Origin of the sequence: Gloeocapsopsis sp. IPPAS B-1203, assembly GCF_002749975.1 — a bacterium.
Taxonomy (GTDB): domain Bacteria; phylum Cyanobacteriota; class Cyanobacteriia; order Cyanobacteriales; family Chroococcidiopsidaceae; genus Gloeocapsopsis.
Map to the genome: position 1 here is coordinate 1 of NZ_PEIG01000015.1, position 18,016 is coordinate 18,016.

General features: G+C 41.0%; 20 protein-coding genes and 1 pseudogene. 10 read left to right on the forward strand and 11 right to left on the reverse strand.

The features are described from left to right. Nucleotides 1-440: 440 nt before the first annotated feature. A complete protein-coding gene (locus CSQ79_RS21595; protein ID WP_099703198.1) occupies nucleotides 441-2,159 on the forward strand; it encodes a galactose oxidase-like domain-containing protein in 1,719 nt (572 codons plus the stop codon). A 25-nt stretch (nucleotides 2,160-2,184) separates the two neighbouring features. Continuing rightward, entirely contained in the window at nucleotides 2,185-3,033 is an 849-nt protein-coding gene (locus CSQ79_RS21600; protein WP_143755489.1) for a hypothetical protein, read from the forward strand. A 10-nt stretch (nucleotides 3,034-3,043) separates the two neighbouring features. Here CSQ79_RS21600 and plsY read toward each other — a convergent pair whose 3' ends face one another. From plsY to CSQ79_RS21625, 5 genes are all read right to left on the reverse strand, one after another. Then, nucleotides 3,044-3,727 carry a glycerol-3-phosphate 1-O-acyltransferase PlsY gene (gene plsY / locus CSQ79_RS21605; RefSeq protein ID WP_099703200.1) on the reverse strand — a complete coding sequence of 228 codons (684 nt, stop codon included), beginning with the start codon at nucleotides 3,725-3,727 and terminating at the stop codon, nucleotides 3,044-3,046. Between the two features lie 294 nt (nucleotides 3,728-4,021). After that, the gene (locus tag CSQ79_RS21610; RefSeq protein WP_099703201.1) at nucleotides 4,022-4,813 is read right to left on the reverse strand and encodes a class I SAM-dependent methyltransferase; all 792 of its coding nucleotides are present in this window, start codon (nucleotides 4,811-4,813) and stop codon (nucleotides 4,022-4,024) included. Nucleotides 4,814-4,837: 24 nt separating this feature from the next. Beyond that, on the reverse strand, nucleotides 4,838-6,013 hold the full coding sequence (locus CSQ79_RS21615; protein ID WP_099703202.1) for a DUF3086 domain-containing protein: 1,176 nt from the start codon (nucleotides 6,011-6,013) through the stop codon (nucleotides 4,838-4,840). Between the two features lie 56 nt (nucleotides 6,014-6,069). Further along, a complete protein-coding gene (locus CSQ79_RS21620) occupies nucleotides 6,070-6,459 on the reverse strand; it encodes a DUF3119 family protein (protein WP_099703203.1) in 390 nt (129 codons plus the stop codon). Nucleotides 6,460-6,523: 64 nt separating this feature from the next. Continuing rightward, nucleotides 6,524-7,318, reverse strand: coding sequence for an MlaE family lipid ABC transporter permease subunit (locus tag CSQ79_RS21625; RefSeq protein ID WP_099703204.1), 795 nt, complete (start codon nucleotides 7,316-7,318; stop codon nucleotides 6,524-6,526). Nucleotides 7,319-7,721: 403 nt separating this feature from the next. Between CSQ79_RS21625 and CSQ79_RS21630 the strand changes: the two genes are divergently transcribed. From CSQ79_RS21630 to CSQ79_RS21640, 3 genes are all read left to right on the forward strand, one after another. After that, nucleotides 7,722-8,015 carry a hypothetical protein gene (locus tag CSQ79_RS21630; protein ID WP_099703205.1) on the forward strand — a complete coding sequence of 98 codons (294 nt, stop codon included), beginning with the start codon at nucleotides 7,722-7,724 and terminating at the stop codon, nucleotides 8,013-8,015. Nucleotides 8,016-8,299: 284 nt separating this feature from the next. Continuing rightward, a complete protein-coding gene (locus tag CSQ79_RS21635; protein WP_099703206.1) occupies nucleotides 8,300-8,740 on the forward strand; it encodes an Hsp20/alpha crystallin family protein in 441 nt (146 codons plus the stop codon). A gap of 761 nt (nucleotides 8,741-9,501) precedes the next feature. Continuing rightward, nucleotides 9,502-9,882: a hypothetical protein gene (locus CSQ79_RS21640; RefSeq protein ID WP_099703207.1), complete on the forward strand. Its 381-nt coding sequence runs from the start codon at nucleotides 9,502-9,504 to the stop codon at nucleotides 9,880-9,882. A 214-nt stretch (nucleotides 9,883-10,096) separates the two neighbouring features. Here CSQ79_RS21640 and CSQ79_RS21645 read toward each other — a convergent pair whose 3' ends face one another. From CSQ79_RS21645 to CSQ79_RS21655, 3 genes are all read right to left on the reverse strand, one after another. Continuing rightward, nucleotides 10,097-10,309, reverse strand: coding sequence for a hypothetical protein (locus CSQ79_RS21645; protein ID WP_099703208.1), 213 nt, complete (start codon nucleotides 10,307-10,309; stop codon nucleotides 10,097-10,099). A 239-nt stretch (nucleotides 10,310-10,548) separates the two neighbouring features. After that, a complete protein-coding gene (locus CSQ79_RS21650; RefSeq protein ID WP_099703209.1) occupies nucleotides 10,549-10,782 on the reverse strand; it encodes a hypothetical protein in 234 nt (77 codons plus the stop codon). Nucleotides 10,783-10,907: 125 nt separating this feature from the next. Next, complete coding sequence (locus CSQ79_RS21655; RefSeq protein ID WP_099703210.1) at nucleotides 10,908-12,572, reverse strand: Ppx/GppA phosphatase family protein; 1,665 nt, start codon at nucleotides 12,570-12,572, stop codon at nucleotides 10,908-10,910. 107 nt (nucleotides 12,573-12,679) lie between these two features. On the opposite strand from CSQ79_RS21655, the gene CSQ79_RS21660 reads away from it, so the two are divergent. The 3 genes from CSQ79_RS21660 to CSQ79_RS21670 are packed head-to-tail and all read left to right on the forward strand — an operon-like array spanning nucleotide 12,680 to nucleotide 14,685. Then, on the forward strand, nucleotides 12,680-13,564 hold the full coding sequence (locus CSQ79_RS21660; RefSeq protein WP_099703211.1) for a 4-hydroxybenzoate solanesyltransferase: 885 nt from the start codon (nucleotides 12,680-12,682) through the stop codon (nucleotides 13,562-13,564). Nucleotides 13,565-13,573: 9 nt separating this feature from the next. Then, on the forward strand, nucleotides 13,574-14,080 hold the full coding sequence (locus tag CSQ79_RS21665; protein ID WP_099703212.1) for a TIGR00725 family protein: 507 nt from the start codon (nucleotides 13,574-13,576) through the stop codon (nucleotides 14,078-14,080). A gap of 44 nt (nucleotides 14,081-14,124) precedes the next feature. Continuing rightward, nucleotides 14,125-14,685 carry a Uma2 family endonuclease gene (locus tag CSQ79_RS21670; RefSeq protein WP_099703213.1) on the forward strand — a complete coding sequence of 187 codons (561 nt, stop codon included), beginning with the start codon at nucleotides 14,125-14,127 and terminating at the stop codon, nucleotides 14,683-14,685. Nucleotides 14,686-14,697: 12 nt separating this feature from the next. Here the strand turns inward: CSQ79_RS21670 and CSQ79_RS21675 are convergent, their stop codons facing one another. Both CSQ79_RS21675 and CSQ79_RS21680 read right to left on the reverse strand, forming a co-directional pair. Then, nucleotides 14,698-15,570 (reverse strand): pyridoxamine 5'-phosphate oxidase family protein, encoded by an 873-nt coding sequence (locus tag CSQ79_RS21675; protein ID WP_099703214.1) that lies wholly within the window; start codon nucleotides 15,568-15,570, stop codon nucleotides 14,698-14,700. A gap of 222 nt (nucleotides 15,571-15,792) precedes the next feature. Then, on the reverse strand, nucleotides 15,793-16,395 hold the full coding sequence (locus CSQ79_RS21680) for a glutathione S-transferase family protein (RefSeq protein ID WP_099703215.1): 603 nt from the start codon (nucleotides 16,393-16,395) through the stop codon (nucleotides 15,793-15,795). Between the two features lie 107 nt (nucleotides 16,396-16,502). Between CSQ79_RS21680 and CSQ79_RS21685 the strand changes: the two genes are divergently transcribed. Further along, entirely contained in the window at nucleotides 16,503-17,045 is a 543-nt protein-coding gene (locus CSQ79_RS21685) for a TetR/AcrR family transcriptional regulator (protein ID WP_099703216.1), read from the forward strand. Between the two features lie 92 nt (nucleotides 17,046-17,137). Here the strand turns inward: CSQ79_RS21685 and CSQ79_RS21690 are convergent, their stop codons facing one another. Beyond that, nucleotides 17,138-17,353, reverse strand: coding sequence for a HepT-like ribonuclease domain-containing protein (locus CSQ79_RS21690; protein ID WP_354000924.1), 216 nt, complete (start codon nucleotides 17,351-17,353; stop codon nucleotides 17,138-17,140). A gap of 25 nt (nucleotides 17,354-17,378) precedes the next feature. On the opposite strand from CSQ79_RS21690, the pseudogene CSQ79_RS21695 reads away from it, so the two are divergent. Continuing rightward, a pseudogene (locus CSQ79_RS21695) lies at nucleotides 17,379-17,567 on the forward strand (hypothetical protein); the annotation flags it as partial. Nucleotides 17,568-18,016 lie beyond the last annotated feature (449 nt).

The window sequence follows — 18,016 nt, forward strand, 5'->3', positions numbered from 1 at the left end:
ATTAAATACATTAACTTCTTTTAGGAGAAAAGAATTCTAAAAATATAATTTATATAATTGTAAAAATAAACTTAGTAAAATTAAATAGCTAAGCAATAGCTTAAAGCTCGTAATTCAACTTGCATAGCTGTTTCTTTGGTGTAACAAAAGCCAGAACTTATAGAGTTTTATGTAAATTTAACAATTTAGAACAAGCTAAACTGAGCAGGCTTCTAACTGTAATTGCGTCGTTTCATATGATGCAAACGTATAGTAGAGTAAGTCACTAAAGTTCATAAATTTTAATTTTATTAAAGTTCTATATTTATTGATAAATCTTAAAAAACATTACGAATAAAGAAATCGCAGCCAGAGTGTTTAGTGATGAACGCATCAGACTGTAGCAGAGCTTATTCAGTAATGACGTAAAGCTTTCAAAATTAGTATAAGAGTTAATTAAAATGCCAATCACTAAAATAAGTGGTGACAATCAAAGTGGTACAGTAGGGACTACCCTCAGTGCTCCTTTAGTTGTACGAGTTAATAACAACAATGGCAGTATAGCGAGAAATGTCTTAGTTCAATTTTCAATCGTTAGCGGTAGTGGTTCAGTTAGCCCAGCCTCTGTCAGAACTAACTCCAGCGGTCAAGCGAGTACAACCCTTACATTAGGTACAACACCAGGAACAGTTACTGTACGCGCTAGAACACAAAGCCTTGGCAGTGTAACATTCACAGCGACTGCTAATGCAACTGCTGCAACAGATAGCTGGCAACTACTATCATACAATTGCCCAATAAACCCAATTCATGGCATTTTGTTGCGGACTGGCAAAGTGTTTTTTGTTGCTGGTTCTGGTAACGATCCTACAAAGATGGGTGAAACAAAGGGTAGTGCTGTTTGGAATGTGAGTACTGGTACTTTCTTTCAGCCACTCACTCCTGTAGACGACTCAGGCTTACCACTAGACTTGTTTTGCGGTGGACACTCATTCCTTCCCGATGGTCGTCTCATGTTTGCGGGTGGTACGCTGCAATATGATCCGTTCTACGGTTCACCGTTGGCACTTGCTTTTGATCCAATAACTGAGCAATGGATAGAGTTGACCTCGATGAACAGCGGTCGCTGGTATCCCACGGTGGTAACGTTAGGTGATGGAAGAGTGTTAGCTGTGTCGGGATATGATGAAAATGGTTTGATCGACGCATACCCAGAAATTTATTCATCTGGAACGAATAGTTGGACATTTTTTACGCAGCAGACAAGTCTTTTTGATCTCTATGCTCACCTGTTCTTGCTTGCGGATGGTAGAGTATTTTACTCTGGAGGTTACTTTACCTACCACAATGGTGTCTATCCTCGTATATTGACTTTGCCCACAGATTTCACGCAGCCAATTACAGAACAACCTGTCAATGGACTGCAAGATGTTGACTATGGTGGTCAAGCTGCTAGTGTAATGCTACCACCTGCTCAAGATCAGAAGGTCATGATTATTGGTGGTGCCAACGAGTTTTATGGTCAAGCAACCAAAAGAGTAAGTATTGTAGACCTAAAAACTGCTAACCCGTCTTACACATCAGCAGCACCGTTAAACTATGCTCGCATGCATCACAATGCTGTAATATTACCCGATCGCACAATATTTGTGTGTAATGGTAGTGCTTGGGGCGAAAATGAGAGTACGGCAACGCGAACCCCAGAAATTTATAATCCAGCGACAAACACTTGGAAACTAGGAACACCATCTAACATCAACCGTTTGTATCATGCGATAGCATTGCTGCTTCCAGATGGTAGGGTCGTTGCGGCGGGAGGAAATCGCGATCGCACTATTGAGGAACGCCGCCTAGAGATATATAGTCCAGCATATATGCAAATGTCGCGGCCAGTGATTCAAAGTGCGCCCCAAACAGTTGCTTATGGCGGAACAATCACAATTAATACACCCCAAGCGGCAAATATCAAGTGGGTCAATTTAATTAAACCAATGGCAACGACTCACGGTCTAGAAACTGACCAGAGATTAGTGGACGCACCAATTGCCTCTCGCACAAGTACTTCTCTTAATGCCACAGTAACGACTAACCGAAATATCGCTACACCTGGTTGGTACATGCTCTCAATTACTGACAACAATAACGTGCCGTCAGTAGCCACCTGGATTCAATTAACCTAGCGCTCAGAGATATTAAGTATTAGATATGAAAATGAAGCTTACACGCCGTCAGTTCGGCTATATGGCGATCGCAGGTACTGCAACAACTGCTCTTGGAGTTCTCGCTAACCGAACTTCTGCCCAAACATCGTTAATCATTTACGGTGCCCGTCCTGAACGTAGATTCGGAAGAATTGTTGTACAGTCGTTAAATGTCGCCACGGGTGAAATTCAGGATATAGCCACGACTAGTTTTGAAGCAGGCGAACAGTTGAGTGGTTTCACCAACTTATCTGATGGCACCTTTGTACTTGCTATTTCTCCTGTTTCAGGTGGGAGGAGAGAACGCAATGCAACTCGTCTTGCATTTGTGGGTGGCGCTTCAGCAAGACCACCTGTGACGGTTACTGGTTTAAATAGACAGCAGAAGATTGATAGTTTGTTAGCAGCTAATGATGGTTCACTTTTGGCTCTAGCTTCGAGAAGGAACAGTAGACCACCTGTAGCACTTGTATCGATTAGTCCTGATACTGGTCAAGTGATTTCAACTAATCGCATCAATTTACCCCAAACTGACCGATTTAGTACATTAGCGCAATGTCCAAACGGGACAATTTATTCTATTGTCACTAGTCGTACAGGTGAAACCAGTTTAGTACAGCTAAGCTTGGCACAAGGAAGACCGATTGTGGGGTCACAACTAAAATTTGACTCTACAGCTTGGAATAGCGGTTTATTTGATCTGGCTTGTTCCCCAGCAGAGCAACTTGTGGCACTAGGAGCACCGCGATACGATCCGCTCAATAAGTTGTATAGCTTGAATCCTAGCAATGGAGAAATGAATCTCATCCGAGCATGGCAAGTGACTAAGATTACGATTCCTCGCGGCGTGTAAGGAGTTGAGACTATGAGTTAATACTTTGTTCAACTTCCGAGTTTAATTTTTGCCCTAGTTTAGGTTCCGTACCAGCAAGTAACCGCTGTATATTACTGCGATGGCGCATAATCACATAAAAACCAGCAGCGATCGCAAATAGCAGATAAGGTAACGGTTGACCTAAAACAAGCATCAAGAGAGAAACAGCGATCGCTCCTGCAATTGAGCTGAGTGAAACAATCCGTGACACTGCTAAAGCTAACCCGAACACAGCAGCAGTAGACAAAGCAACTTGCCACGACATCGCCAGTAAGACACCTAAACTCGTAGCAACTGATTTACCACCAGTAAAGCCCAACCAAATTGATTTACTATGTCCTAGAATGGCAGCAATTCCAGCGAGTGCCACCATCCAAGGTAGCCAGGTTGCTAGATCTACGTTAGCAGGAATCAGGTTTTGACTTGCAGCGATGAAGCTCCAGCGAACGAGTGCGATCGCTAAAACTCCTTTTAAAGTATCAATGACCAATACAATAAATCCTGGTCCTTTTCCTAGTGTCCGGAGCACATTTGTTGCACCAGTAGAACCCGAACCATGTTCGCGAATATCAATGCCTTTGAGTAGCTTTGCAGCAGTGTAGCCTGTTGGAATTGAACCGAGCAGGTAAGCTACTAGTAAAATTGCTGCACACAAACTTAACCAAACTGCCATATAGGATAGTGATTCAAAGGGGATAGGAGCAAGTGACTAGTGGCTAGAAGAGGGGTGAGGAGCGCGAGGGGGAGCCACTGCGCCCTTGGGGGTGTCCCCCGTTGTAGCAAGTGGCGTCGAGGAGTGAGTGAATAGAGTGGTGCTTTGGCTATGATTAGTTTTGAGTTTTGAAGTTTGTTAGCGTACCGGTGCCTTAGCACATTTTGAATTGAAGAATTTTTTCAACTCTCTCAAACTTATAACTCATAACTCAGCATTCATAACTTTCTTCAAGGTTTATTCCATTTTGTCTAATTAGGTTACTTTTTTAGCTGAAATCCCTATAGTTGAATAGTATATTGCCCAAGTGTGCGGATCTTCGGCAAATTGACAATATTGTTCGATGTCTTGATGTGATGCTTCACCTGTTGCAATATATTTTTGAGCAAGTTGCTCAGTAGACATTCTCATGACTTTGGCGACTCCCGATCCACCTTGAGATAAAGGAGCATCATTCTCTACAGATAGTTGTTGTAAGCCAAGCTGTTGACATATTGCTGGTAACTTAACCCCAAGAGCATAATCCATGCCGCGGTCAGTAAACATTTGCCAAATAGCACGGTTGACACAGTTAACTGACTGACAAGCTGTTTCTTTGCCAGCGATCGCTCTTGCAGCAGAAAAATCTGGTTCTTCTATGACAAGCCATCCACCAGGTTTGAGCAAATCAATCATTCTTGACAGCGCAACTTGAAAGTCTGGAAGATGAATCAGAACGTAACGAGCATGAACAAGATCAAAAGAAGCATTCACTTCAAAATGTCGGATATCTGCTTCTATGACTTCCACATTTGATAGCTTGATGTTGGCTAAAAAACGTGTATCTACGTCAATAGCTGTCACTTTACCATGTTGTCCAACAACTGCTGCCATCCAGTGTGTGATTGAGCCTGCGCCTGCTCCAACTTCAAGACATTGCCAATTTGGGGCGATTTCAGTTGCTTGAAGTTGTCTATGGCTGAGTGGATCGAAAACTTGTTCAATTGTCCGCAGCCGTTCTAGTTCTGGCAAATGCTGAGTATCAGTAAACACATAATTAGATGCCATTCACTTTTCCTCCTCAGCAGTTATTTAGAAATCGTATTCTCGCTCTCGCGCCATCCTTTGAGGATCAGGGGCAAAGGCTAACCAGAGAGGAAATTGTAAAAGCCCTAAGCTAACTTTATCCTCGGAATCATCAATAATAATCAGTGGCATGAAGTTGCCTTTGACAAGTCGTTCGGCTTTTAGCGCGACGGCTTCCGGAGTTTCAAATAAACCAACGCCACGATCTGGACCAAAATCAGGACGCCCAATTCCTAAGCAATCTTGTAAGCCGCGCCGCCAGTCACCGAGGCGTTCTGGAGTATTGGCTAAAATGAGTGTGCGCAGGCGATCCTCATGTAGTGTATATAAAACAGAAATTACAGCAGACGCAATCAGAATATTCTGTAAGCGACTTCCCATTGTGCGTAAAGCACCACGCCCACCTTGAGTAAAAAACCAATTAGCGGCTCGTTCTGCATGGACAGGTTCAAATGTCCGGCGGAGTTGCCACGGTGGACCATAATAATCTGGTTCAGCACGATACTCATCAAGCAAACGGCGAATTTGCTTAGCAGTTGATTGAAAGCGCGGTTCGGCAAATTGTGGTGTTGAGGGGGCTTCTTCAACAGGTTTTGATGGTTCGACTTGCCGTGGTTCCGGTTCTTCTTTAACTTTCGGTGCTATTTGAAGTTGTTCTGCTGCTGCTGCCAAATCTTGCAAGCTACCTGTGAGATAGTCTTTAAATCCTTGAACTCGAATTGCCAAATCTTGAGAAACTCCGGCAAATGTAGTGCGCATTTCCGCACGAATTCGTTCTTGACGACGTTCGAGTTGTTCTACGGCAATTTGTAATGACTGCTTGCGTTGTTCAAGTTGTGATAAAGATTCTTGCACGACCTGATCGAGGGCACTTTGAGTTTGATTAACTTGCTCAGACAGCTTTTTGCGTTGTGATTGGAGTGCTGAGATTTCTTGCTTTAGTTCAGCTGCTTGACTTTTTAGCTCGCTTAATTGTTGTTGAGCTTCGACAACGCGATCGCGCTCTTTGGCATACTCTACCTCAGACAGTTGCTCTAGTTCAACTAAAAAATCGACTCCAGGTTCTGAGACAAGTTCTTGATTTGTTTCTTCAGATGCTGGTACAAATTCTTGGTCAGATTGTTCCTCTGCTTCTACTGAAGATTTGTTAGTTATCTCTTGGTTTTGTTGGTCTTGATTCATAAATAATGAATTTGAAATTCAGCAAGTTAAGACATATCATCTTACTATTTTCTTTGCTAGCTTCTCGGTTCTGCTTTCGGAATGCGCTGTTCTAGACAACTTCTGAGCATTTTAGGATCAAAGATAATTGGTAAAAAATGAATGCTTTTTACTTCTTTGAAGTAGAATAAAATAGGGATATTAGACCAAAAAATCTCCCAGTTTTGCCATTCTTGATAAGGAAAGCGACGAATTAAGTTTTCTCCTCGGTAAATATCAAGCGCAGTATCTGTAAATTGCAAGCGCAGCGTTCCTGCTTGGAACATGAGAAACATACCAAATAGAGCAATGACACCTCCTATCCAAGGAGAAATTAAGATAAGCCCAATAGCTGCAACAATAATAACGACAGGGAGCGTGTAATTAGGTGCAAGCTCAGTAGTTGCTGTTGACGAAGAAGGAGTCACAGTTTTGCATCCTCTGTTACAAGTATGACCTTTAACTTACTTCCTATCTTAAAACCTCTTGTTATCAGATTCCGCGTAGTACTGCACTGCCTGTTCCTTGAAACATTAAAGCTGTTAAGAGAAAGTTACTGATAAAGATAGCGAGTAATGCTGTGACGACTGCTGCTGTCGTTGACTGTCCAACACCTTTTGCTCCTCCTGTTGTTGTTAAACCCCAGCTACAACCAATGATGGCAATCAGTATGCCAAAACAAGCTGCTTTAATGGCAGCGCTACAAATATCCCAGACACTAAGAAAATTACGAGCTGAATCTAGAAAAGTAGATTGGGAAAGGTTGTAGATATTAGTTACAATGAGCAGTCCTCCCAACATACCTGTCACCAAAGATAGTAGTGTTAACGCTGGTAACATGAGACAGCAGGCAATCACGCGGGGAATGACAAGGTAATCAATTGGATCTGTTTTGAGCATATACAAGGCATCAATTTGCTCTGTAACCCGCATCGTGCCGATTTCTGCTGCAAATGCTGAGCCAACACGCCCTGCCAAAACTACTGCTGTTAGTACAGGGGCAAGTTCGCGAGTCAAAGCGAGTGCCAGTACTCCTCCTACAGCATTTCCTGCACCAAACTGAATAAATTCGCGTGCGACTTGAATTGTAAAAACAGCACCCACAAAGGCTGCTGTAATCAACGCAATTAGAAGCGATTCGGGACCGACAGCAGCCATTTGATCGAGTGTGTTGCGGCGGTGAACTTTGCCTCGCAGTAAGTGAACAACAACTTGTCCACCAAGCAACAGTGCTGCCAGCAGCCGCTGACTCCACATTCCTAAACTTGAACTTCGCGTGTCACTCAATGCGTTGATGTTGATCTAATATAGTTTTAGGGGAAGAATTACCCACTGCATTACTCATTACAATAGCAGCTTATAGCTCAGTCCATTTCTAAATGGCAATGTGGCAATTTGTCAAGCTTAATTTACTGTAAAAATCTTTTCAGAATTGTCAAGAACTTTGTAGGTAGTCCAATCTTGAGTGGAAAGCCTATGAAATATAGCTATACAGTGTGTTGCATTAGGCAATTTGAACAAGTCAAGATCATTGTGATGTGTCACAACACTTAGAACAAGTAGACAAATCTTTTAATAAAAACTTAAGATTGTTGAAATTTGTCCTCGTTTGGTGCGATCGCTCGTATTGTAGAAAGTAACAAATGTCCTTTGGATATCAAAACTGGAAATTGCCTGCATGAGCATGAGCATGAGCATTTTATCCAACTTTCTCCGTTCGCTGCTGCTATCAATCATTTTGAGCTTTGTCGCACCGATGTTGTTAGTCGGCGTGTTAGTCGCAAGCACCTCTTTGATTGGTTATATTCCTGGTATGCAAGGAATTGCGAGTGCGATCGCTAACCAAATTTTGCAGTTTCTCGCTACGTTTGGCAGCGACAGTCCTTTTCATGGACTTCTTGTCATTTCACTGACTTGCAGCCTTGTCGGAGGCTTGTTTGATACCTACGCTTTTTACCGCTACCAGAATTTGCGAGGAGAGTGATGAGTAGTTAGTTTTGAGTTTTGAGTTTTGAATTAGGTAGACAAAGTATTCTCCTCAGATCTCCTCTACCCCTCTGCACCCCTGCTCTCAAAATGGGGCGGAAAGATGAACTCATGCTGTGTAAACAACCGAACCTACAAGCTTTTGTGTATTTGATAGCTTATTAACAGGTTGAGTTAAGTGACTCAACTGGCTGCTAAATCAGCGATCCAGTTTGTCTCAGTGTTGAATCATCATTTGAAAGAATAATTGTTAGAGGAAGCGTAGATTCGGAGGTAAAGGACATGGCATTAATTCGTTGGGAACCATTTCGTGAAGTTGATAGTTTACAACGGGACATGAACCGCCTATTCGATAGCTTGATGCGTACTGGTGATGGTGAAACTAGTAGTATGGCGTTTGTTCCTGCGGCTGAGATTGAAGAAACTCCTGAAGCAGTTCATCTCAAGCTGGAAATTCCAGGAATGGAAGCCAAAGATTTGGATGTCCAAGTAACTGCGGAAGCTGTTGCTGTCAGTGGTGAACGCAAAAGCGAAACGAAAACAGAAGAAAAAGGTATGACTCGCTCAGAGTTTCGTTATGGTTCTTTTAGAAGAGTGATTCCACTGCCAACTCGGATCAAGAACGATGAAGTTCAAGCAGAATACAAAAATGGTGTTTTAGACTTAACTTTGCCTAAAGCTGAAGCAGAAAAGAACAAAGTTGTTAAAGTGAATATTGGTTAAGGCTCTCACTCACGCAAAGCTACGTAGATAACATCAATATTATATAAAAAGCCCAAGATAATTTTCGCGGGCTTTTGTTGTATTGATAGCGGTTAGCAATTTCTTCTGTTAGCTCTTAGCTTTTCTAAAACTTTATCGAGCAATACATTTACTCAATATACCTGTCCTCACCTGACTGCGTCTTACTATATGTAGTGTTCTGTAGCTTGAATTGTATTGATTAACAGGATAAGATAATAGTATGACTAGTTTTCTTATTGTAAACAGTACAATAGTTGCATTTTTTACTGGCATACACGATAGAAATGCATTGACTTTCTCCACCTAAAGCGTGTAGCAATATGCAAAAAGTCGCTAACAGAAACCATCGGCTTTTGACAAGCATCATAACCTAAATAACATCTCTTTAAGAAGCGATCGCTTATCTCTTTATGCTCTGGTAGATGGTTTATTAATTAAGGTATATCTATACAAAAGACAACTTTTTGATTTTTCTAAAATAAGATACAAAACGCCTTTAGAGACCCTTCTAGAGGCATTTTGCTTTTGATAAATTTGCTCAACGTTATTAAATTTTAGCAACACATACTGGAATTTACGCAAACAAAATTATACAAAAGCTATAGATAAATAAGTAAGTATTCATTAACTCTTTGTGAAAATCTTCATAATTCATAAACCTAATTTATTGCTACGGAAGACAGAATCAAGGAAATACTTAGATAAATTATGAATACTTCTTTTAGTTAATACTAAAGTCTATGTCAAGTAAGTTTTATCTCAAATTTTTTACAGCTATTAGCTCATTCCTAGGTTTATTTACAATCAACTGCTTCACTTTTTCTCTGCCAGTTAAAGCAGCACTACCTTGTAAAGGTGGTACGATTAATACTTATCAAAATGGCTCAATCGAAAGTTGTATTATTGATAATCACGTTGATGTAAAAGCAGGTAGTTTAGCTTTTTCATGCAAACAAGGTTACTCAATATCTTTTGATGATAAAGCTAATTTTCAGAGCTGTGTTCTTTTTAAGCCTGTGACAATTAGAAGAAATAATGCGGTTGAAACTTGCTCTGAGAATTCACGAGTATATGTTTCGTTTTCTAAACAGGGAAATCAATCTGTTATTTGTCATTATTGAGTATAAATTGCAAATACCTTCCAATTCTCTTTGAACTATCTGAGTGGACTATTTTTATTATCCCTAAAAAAGGATTTTGTAAGTAATTATATGGAGGTGGATGTGGTTTGTCTATCAGCAAATTTATTCGCCTAGAACTTCTAAGGCAAATTAGGTGAATTGATGAGACACAATAACTTGATTTTGTAGACAGAAACAAATAAAACTCACACTACTATTCAGCCTGAAAAAGTTTTAACAAATCAGCTTGTTCAATATCAGCGATCGCTTTATGAATTTTGTATTGTTGGGCTGGATCAGTCAAAATTGTAATTGCAGTTTCAACTGGTGGACATCCAGGTTCTTTACATTGCAGTTGGCTGAAAGAAACCGAAATCTCCGGTTCTAAGCGCAGCAGTTCGTAGATCCAAGTTTTAAGTTGCTGCATTTTTTTCGGGTCAGCTTTGGTTTTTTTTGTGAAAAGAGATTCATAAAGACTCGGTAGAATGATTAGTAATTGAACGAGCAAGAATATATTAGGCTTAGAGTAAATATTCAGGAAACTTCTTTGTTCAAGTATGCTGCAACAAAATGCTCAGCATTACTTTTATGAAGGCGATCGCATTTAGTGCCTCAATGTGCTGCATCGCATGTGCTTGAAAGGGGACATCATACTCGATAATACCTTCAAGCGAACGAAAGTGACTTGATATTGTCTCGCACCTGCTGGCGACGATCAAAGGTAATCCGATCTGCTTCTGACTCGAATACAGGCGGAGTCACAGGGTCTACAATATCTCCCCAGGGTCCAGGTACAATTTGTGGTGGTGTAGCATCTTGTCCTTTACCAGGAGAAGCTATGACAGTAGTCAATAAAATCATCACAATTGCAATAGCACTCAGCTTCAAAAAACGATGCATTAATCAACACTCCTCAGAGGTAACATCTTCTTTAGATAATAATGATAATGATTATTAAAATAACAAAATAGCAGTTACTTAGTTATTTCTATCCGTGCCACCAACTTCTCTTTAATCGAGGCTATTCAACTTAGCATGATTGGAGGCTCGATTTGAGATTCAGAAGCTTTTAGGGTGGCTATTAGCTTGACATTATATTCAGCCTCGAAAACATCCTTTTTATAATCCAAACTCCACAATTCTAGGGCACAGTCATCACCTGGTTGCGATGGAGTTAGCCACAAGTGAAATTCTTGGGCTTCTGGGCGATATTCGCACCGAACTTGCGCGATCGCACCAATCTGACGGCGATCAAGGGCAACGGCTATTCGCAGCAATGCACTGAGTTGACTTACCGTTTGGCGGTGCTGTTTTGTAGGTAAGTTGCGATAGTTATCGTGCTTTTTTTTAGGGGCACTGCGGCGATGATAGCGGGCAATATTAGCAATCAGTTCAAGTTCAGTTTCTGTATAGCCGAGGAGTTCGCCATTCCGGATGAGGTAGTATGAATGTTTGTGGTGCGAAGAATGACTAACAAAATGACCGCAGTTATGTAAAATTGCAGATGCCCAGAGAAGTTCGCGTTCTTCGGTTCCCCAGTTGTGTAGTACTCCTTGGGTTTGATCGAATAAGCTCAGCGCAAAAGCGGCAACGCGATCGCTATACTCTAACTTAACTTGATATTTTTGGGCGGTTCTAATCACACTGCGTTGGCGTACCGAACCTTGATAACGTAAGCGATCTTCAATTAAGCCATGAGTCAGCATCCAATCTACAATGACACCTTCACGCAGCGCTCGTTCGCAGATTGTAATAGAATCTGCACCCAACAGCATCATGGCTTCTTGCAGAATAATTAACCCAGCAACAATAATCTCAGATCGGCGATCCGACATTCCAGGAATTGTGGCGCGTTCGGCATAACTTAGTTTGCGCAAGTGGTTGAGGATTTCCCGTAAGTCTTTAAGACTCAGTTGGTAGCCTGTTAACGGCGAGGGAACCATCCCTAATTTTTCTCGTGCATGGATGACTGCTAGTGTTTCAATTGTCCCCGAAGTTCCCAACAAGCGGAGTTTTTCATCAGGTTGCAACTTGGCTAGCAATTCTTCGACAGGACGTTCTAACATCCCACGCACATATGCTTGCAAGAATTGAAACTCTGCATTGCTAATGGGATCAGTCGTGACAAATTCGCTTGAAAGCCGCACTGCACCGACTTTAGTACTGCTTAGCGATCGCGGTTCGTGACTATCACCGAGAATGAGTTCTGTGGAACCGCCACCAATATCAATAATTCCGTGCGGATGGCTATTAAGTTCCATTGCAGACAAAACGCCAAGATAAATGCGTCTTGCTTCTTCTTGCCCTGAAATTAAGTCAACATTGAGATCGAGTTCATTTTTTACCTGTTGTAAGAACTCTTTGCCGTTGGGAGATTCGCGTACCGCACTTGTCGCTACAGCAACAATCGTGTCTGCATTGAGGCTGCGGGCAATTTCTTGGAACCTACCCAAAGTTGCGATCGCTCTTTCAATTACTTCAGGCTTTAAATTTCCATCAGTTGTGCGATCGCCTAACCTAACAGTGTCTTTTTCTCGGGCAATGATACTAAAAGTTGGTAGTTCCGGTTTAATGCGCACGACTACCATATGTAAGGAGTTTGTTCCCAAGTCTATGGCAGCGAGGATTTTTTCCTGCTGCATTACCACAGTAGGAAGACTTATTGAACTGGCTGATACTAAATTGACCATGAACACTCACTAGAACTCCAGCCCTGATCCGAATAACGATATTCTATAGGGGAAGCCGATCCAAAATTCCTGATTTCATTATTTCATTTACGGTAACTTTTTAAACCATGCTGACACAGCACGAACAGAACTCTGAACCAACGTGGTTTACAATCATTCGCTTATTGCGCTGGGATAAGCCTGAAGGAAGGTTAATTCTCATGATTCCCGCACTTTGGGCAGTCTTTTTAGCCGCGCAGGGAACACCACCATTACCGCTTGTTGGTGTGATTGTCTTAGGAACTCTCGCGACAAGTGCGGCGGGTTGTGTTGTTAACGATCTCTGGGATCGCAATATCGATCCGCAAGTGCAAAGAACCCGCAATCGTCCCATAGCATCTCGTGCGCTTTCTGTCAAGATAGGGGTTGTAATTGCCTTAGCTGCGTTGATCTGCGCGTTTGGGTTATCGCTGTATCTCAACACCTTATCATTTGTGCTATGTGTCGCTGCTGTACCAGTTATTCTCTTATATCCTGGCGCGAAACGTGTATTTCCCGTTCCCCAATTAGTTCTTTCGATCGCTTGGGGATTTGGCGTATTAATTAGCTGGAGTGCAGTAACAGGATCGCTATCGTTACCAGCATGGTTACTTTGGGGAGCAACGGTACTATGGACATTAGGTTTTGATACAGTTTATGCATTGAGCGATCGCGATGACGATCGCCGCATTGGTATAAATTCTAGCGCTTTATTCTTTGGCAATTATGCAGCAGATGCGATCGGTATTTTCTTTATTGGAACAGTTGCTTTGCTTGCTTGGCTAGGTATCGAATTACAGCTTCATCTTGCTTTTTGGATTGCGCTTGCACTAGCTACAGCAGGTTGGATTTGGCAGTATATTCGTTTAAAACAAAAAGATATTCCAAATTCAGCTTATGCAGAGATGTTTCGCCAAAATGTTTGGTTAGGTTTTCTTGTACTTGCTGGCATGATTGCTGGAAGTTTGAGTTAATAAATAGTGATGAATCAACATACTCGTAAAACTATTATTGGGGTGATGGGTCCTGGCGAACAAGCAACTACAACTGATTTACAAAATGCTTATCAGCTAGGATATCTCATTGCTCAACAAGGATGGATACTGCTAACTGGTGGTAGAAATGTCGGCGTGATGGAAGCTGCAAATCAAGGCGCAAAAGCAGCCCAAGGTTTAACCGTTGGTATTCTTCCTGGTAACGATACAAGTGGCGTTTCTCCTGCGGTTGATATTGCAATTATTACTGATATGGGTAATGCCAGAAATAATATTAACGTGCTTTCGAGTGATGTTGTCATTGCTTGCGGTATGGGTGCAGGAACCGCCTCAGAAATAGCTTTAGCAATCAAATCAAACAAGCCAGTCATTTTGTTGAATGATGACATTAATAGCAATGATTTTTTTCAGAAATTAGCACCAAAAAAGATTGATGTTGCTCAAAGTGTAAATGATGCGATCGCTTTAACTCAAAACGTGTTAGTTAGCCGATAAAAATTGATAGAATATCTATACTATCCACTGCTAGGAGTGGTTTGATGAATACTGCAGCAAATGTCCGCTGGACAACAGCTGATATAGATTTATTTCCAGATGACGGAAATCGTTACGAAATTGTTGATGGAGAGTTGTTAGTGAGTAAAGCACCTCACTGGAAGCATCAAGAAATTTGTGTCAAAATCGGTACACAATTAGAGCTTTGGTCAAGTAAAAACAATTTAGGAAAAGTTGCTTTCGCACCAGGAATCATCTTTACAGAAGCAGATAATGTGATTCCAGACGTAGTTTGGGCAAGTAATCAACGTTTGGCAGCAATACTAGATGATGCAGGACATTTAACTGATGCACCAGAGTTAGTCATTGAGGTACTATCTCCAGGAGAATTACAAGAGAAACGCGATCGCCAACTCAAACTGAAACTCTATTCAGTTCAAGGCGTACAAGAATATTGGATTATCGATCCTCAAAAGCAGCAGGTAGAAATTTATCGGCGAGAAAATGCTGTGTTGAAACTAGCAGCAACTTTATATAAAGAAGACGATTTAAATAGTCCTCTTTTACCTGATTTTAGTTGTAGTGTTGCGCAGATATTTAACTAGCGATCGCTTCAATTACAATACCGAATTAAACGGAGAGTATTCTGCAAACTTCCATCGTAGATTTGTAGCATTAATAGTTTCTCTAACGCCTTCAATTTGAAATTCTACAAGACGTTCTGCACCTGAAAATTGCTGTGTACGTTCATCCCAAATGATGCTAGCTTTTCCTGTAAGTTGTAATGTGTTACCACATTCAAAATCAACAAACAACAAGCCTGAATTTGGATTAACCGTAATATTACCCAAAGTATTGAACATATTATTACCAACATAATCAGGAAATACAAGTTGCTTCGCATTCACTACCTGAACAAATCCAGGATACCCACCACGATGCGATGCATCAGCACCACTTTCAGGATGCATACTGGCAATAAAGAATGTATCAGCATGAGTAATCCACTGTTGCTGTTTTACAGTGAGACTATTAAAATCTTGAACAGACGTAGTAGATAGCTGAGTGGCATCTGCAACTAAATGACGCCGCTGGATATATTTGGGGCAATTGAAATAAACTTGTTGAGTTGCGATATCAGTACTATCATCAGATTTTCTCGTAGCTTTCCCGTTAATTCTTAAGCGTCGTCGAGTTGCAAAATCGATAACTAGCAAACCAATTTGCAGTGATTCGCTAGGAATTGTCGCTTGAATGTTGATGGTGCGATCGCCGATCGCTTGCACAAATCCAGGTTTTCCAGTCAACAACGATGCCCATACATTATTTGAATCAATAGTGGATGCGATCGCAAATCTTTGATCTTGCAAAAAGTCTTTTGCTGCTGGTTTAATAATTGCACCAATGATATTTCCCAAGCTTGCAGCTTCTGCTTGCACTCCCGCTTGATTTTGAACCGCAAGTTCTCCGGCGTGGTAAGGAGTTTCCATGATATTTAGTGGCTAGTGGCTAGTTTTGAGTTTTGAATAGATAGAAATACAGTAGCCTTCCTGCATGAATCACAGATGCCCTGCGACTGAAGTCAGGGCTATTCAAGCAAAGTGTACCTTCGTACACTAAAATAAGTCCACCTCCGTGGACTTTGTTTATTTAGCTGCTAATTCATTCGCAAGCACATTCACGCAGGACATCTAGTATTCCCCTCTGCCCCCCTACCCTGCAATACCTGGCATACTGATGTAACCAGGAAGATCTTTGATACGGTTGATCCAATTAGTGACATGAGGATAAGCATCTAAAGAAATTTTGCCTTGTGGTGCTAACGCGATGTAAGGAAAACAGGCAATGTCTGCAATCGTCAAGCGATCGCATTCTAACCAGTCACGTTTACTCAAGTGTTCATTGAATATTTGCAGAATTTGGTAAGCTTTCTGTTGTGCTACATCTAAATCTAGCTGGGTATTAAATAAGAAATGCAACCTAGCCGCAGCTATACTACTTTGGACGTTATTAGCTGTTATTGATAGCCACTGCATGACTTTACTTATTGAGTCTGCATCCGTAGGGAGCCATTGTTCACCTCCATAGCGGCGCGCGAGATAAACTAGAATTGCCTGCGAATCCCAAACTACCAAGTCATCGTCAATGAGTACTGGTACTTGCCCTAACGGATTCAGTTGCAAAAACGCTGCTGTTTTCTGTTCGCCTTCCTTCAAGTTGACAGGTATTAGCTCATAATCAAGTTGCAACAGTGACAACATTAACCGTACTTTGTGGCAGTTGCCTGATAGTGGGAAATCGTACAATTTCAACATGACGTCTCCTGTAGTTGCGATCGCGCACGACTATGTACCGATCGTTCGGTACAATATTTTTACTGATCGTTCGGTACAATGTCAAGGAGAGAACTGAAATCGTTTAGATGTCCAAAGACAAAGAAGTCATTATCGAATTACTCAAAGTTTTTCGGCAATATGGGTACGAAGGGGCAACATTAACGCGACTTTCGCAAGCTACAGGTTTAGGTAAAGCCAGTCTTTATCATCATTTTCCCAAAGGTAAAGAAGAAATGGCGCAAGCTGTTCTCAATTATCTCAAGGACTGGATGGAGACAAATATTTTTGCAACGTTGCGCAGTCACAGTCAACCGATCGAGCGAATTCAGGCGATGACGCAAAAAGTTAATGAATTGTACAATTGCGGCGAACACACCTGTCTTCTAGCAGTATTATCACTCGAATCAAAGTTGTTTGCGACAGAAATTCAAAAGGCTTTAACCTGTTGGATTAGCAGTTTGGCACAGGTTTTGATTGATGCTGGATTTGAAGAAAAACTAGCGCACCAAAAAGCAGAAGATGCCATATTACAAATTCAAGGTTCATTAATACTAGCACGAGGTTTAGACGACACAGCACCTTTTCAGCGTGTTTTACAGCGTTTACCTGAAGAGTTATTGAAAAGCTAGAATGCAAATACATGTTTTTGAGCGATCGCATTTTCACTACTTTATTAGTGCAGTATAAATTTAAACAAATTTGATTCAGTTACTTGTTTTTATTAATTACTTGATATTTTCAACAAGCATGAGTCATCTTCTTGCAAATCTTCCAAAATAGGAGGCATCATTACCATTATTTCTGGAATCTTTTTTGCTGCTTCCCCAGTGATTTGAATTGCTCTATTTGATGCAAAAATTGTTTTTCTATCCTTCTCAAATTCAGCAAAGGTCATATTTTTTACAAACTGCATGGCAGCATATACAGCACCAAGAATGTCCTAAAGGTGGGTAGTTTAGTGGACTTTTGGTTGGTTAGGACGCTATCGACGATTGAGCAAGGATTATGAACTTCTGCCAGAAGTAAGTGAGTCGATGGTCTATGCTGCTATGGTGCGGTTGATGCTCAGACGATTGGCTGCTTGGTTTTTACTTTATACATCAGCTTTGAGAAAGAGAGAAATCACTGAATTTCTACTAGTAAATTCATGAATTGTTTATAAATTATCTTCAGTAATATTCTCATTGATTGAAGATTATTGCGTAAAAGCTCTTAGCCAATTAAATCAACTTTAAAGCTTTGCCGAACAGGTCTAAAAATTGTAGAATGCAGATTAGTAAGATGTTATGAAATATATGACGGGTTATTTAAAACTTGCATCGAAATAAAAAACACACTAAAAGTAAATTGTTTGTAGCACAAATTAATTATTAAACAACTATGTGTAAGACAAAATAGTGAAAATGATTGAGGCTCACGAGTACGGATAGTGAATCTTGAGAAAGTTTTTATTTATTGGTGGCGTCCTGCTAATTCTTTTTATTTATTTTGGTTTAAACTATTCTGGCTTCTGTTTTGCTCAGATGCGTTACCTAAGTGATGAAGAAAAAATTAGAGCAGTATTTGATTACCAAAATAAGCGAACAGATTTACTTTATAG

Excerpts from the sequence above, each read along its gene's own strand:
- CSQ79_RS21650 (WP_099703209.1), bottom strand. The coding sequence starts at position 10,782 with ATGCATCGTTTTTTGAAGCTGAGTGCTATTGCAATTGTGATGATTTTA.
- CSQ79_RS21630 (WP_099703205.1), top strand. The coding sequence starts at position 7,722 with ATGAGCATTTTATCCAACTTTCTCCGTTCGCTGCTGCTATCAATCATT.
- CSQ79_RS21680 (WP_099703215.1), bottom strand. The coding sequence starts at position 16,395 with ATGTTGAAATTGTACGATTTCCCACTATCAGGCAACTGCCACAAAGTA.
- CSQ79_RS21615 (WP_099703202.1), bottom strand. The coding sequence starts at position 6,013 with ATGAATCAAGACCAACAAAACCAAGAGATAACTAACAAATCTTCAGTA.
- CSQ79_RS21675 (WP_099703214.1), bottom strand. The coding sequence starts at position 15,570 with ATGGAAACTCCTTACCACGCCGGAGAACTTGCGGTTCAAAATCAAGCG.
- CSQ79_RS21655 (WP_099703210.1), bottom strand. The coding sequence starts at position 12,572 with ATGGTCAATTTAGTATCAGCCAGTTCAATAAGTCTTCCTACTGTGGTA.
- CSQ79_RS21640 (WP_099703207.1), top strand. The coding sequence starts at position 9,502 with ATGTCAAGTAAGTTTTATCTCAAATTTTTTACAGCTATTAGCTCATTC.
- CSQ79_RS21645 (WP_099703208.1), bottom strand. The coding sequence starts at position 10,309 with ATGCAGCAACTTAAAACTTGGATCTACGAACTGCTGCGCTTAGAACCG.
- CSQ79_RS21600 (WP_143755489.1), top strand. The coding sequence starts at position 2,185 with ATGAAAATGAAGCTTACACGCCGTCAGTTCGGCTATATGGCGATCGCA.
- CSQ79_RS21610 (WP_099703201.1), bottom strand. The coding sequence starts at position 4,813 with ATGGCATCTAATTATGTGTTTACTGATACTCAGCATTTGCCAGAACTA.
- CSQ79_RS21595 (WP_099703198.1), top strand. The coding sequence starts at position 441 with ATGCCAATCACTAAAATAAGTGGTGACAATCAAAGTGGTACAGTAGGG.
- CSQ79_RS21685 (WP_099703216.1), top strand. The coding sequence starts at position 16,503 with ATGTCCAAAGACAAAGAAGTCATTATCGAATTACTCAAAGTTTTTCGG.
- CSQ79_RS21660 (WP_099703211.1), top strand. The coding sequence starts at position 12,680 with ATGCTGACACAGCACGAACAGAACTCTGAACCAACGTGGTTTACAATC.
- CSQ79_RS21635 (WP_099703206.1), top strand. The coding sequence starts at position 8,300 with ATGGCATTAATTCGTTGGGAACCATTTCGTGAAGTTGATAGTTTACAA.
- CSQ79_RS21670 (WP_099703213.1), top strand. The coding sequence starts at position 14,125 with ATGAATACTGCAGCAAATGTCCGCTGGACAACAGCTGATATAGATTTA.
- CSQ79_RS21665 (WP_099703212.1), top strand. The coding sequence starts at position 13,574 with ATGAATCAACATACTCGTAAAACTATTATTGGGGTGATGGGTCCTGGC.
- plsY (WP_099703200.1), bottom strand. The coding sequence starts at position 3,727 with ATGGCAGTTTGGTTAAGTTTGTGTGCAGCAATTTTACTAGTAGCTTAC.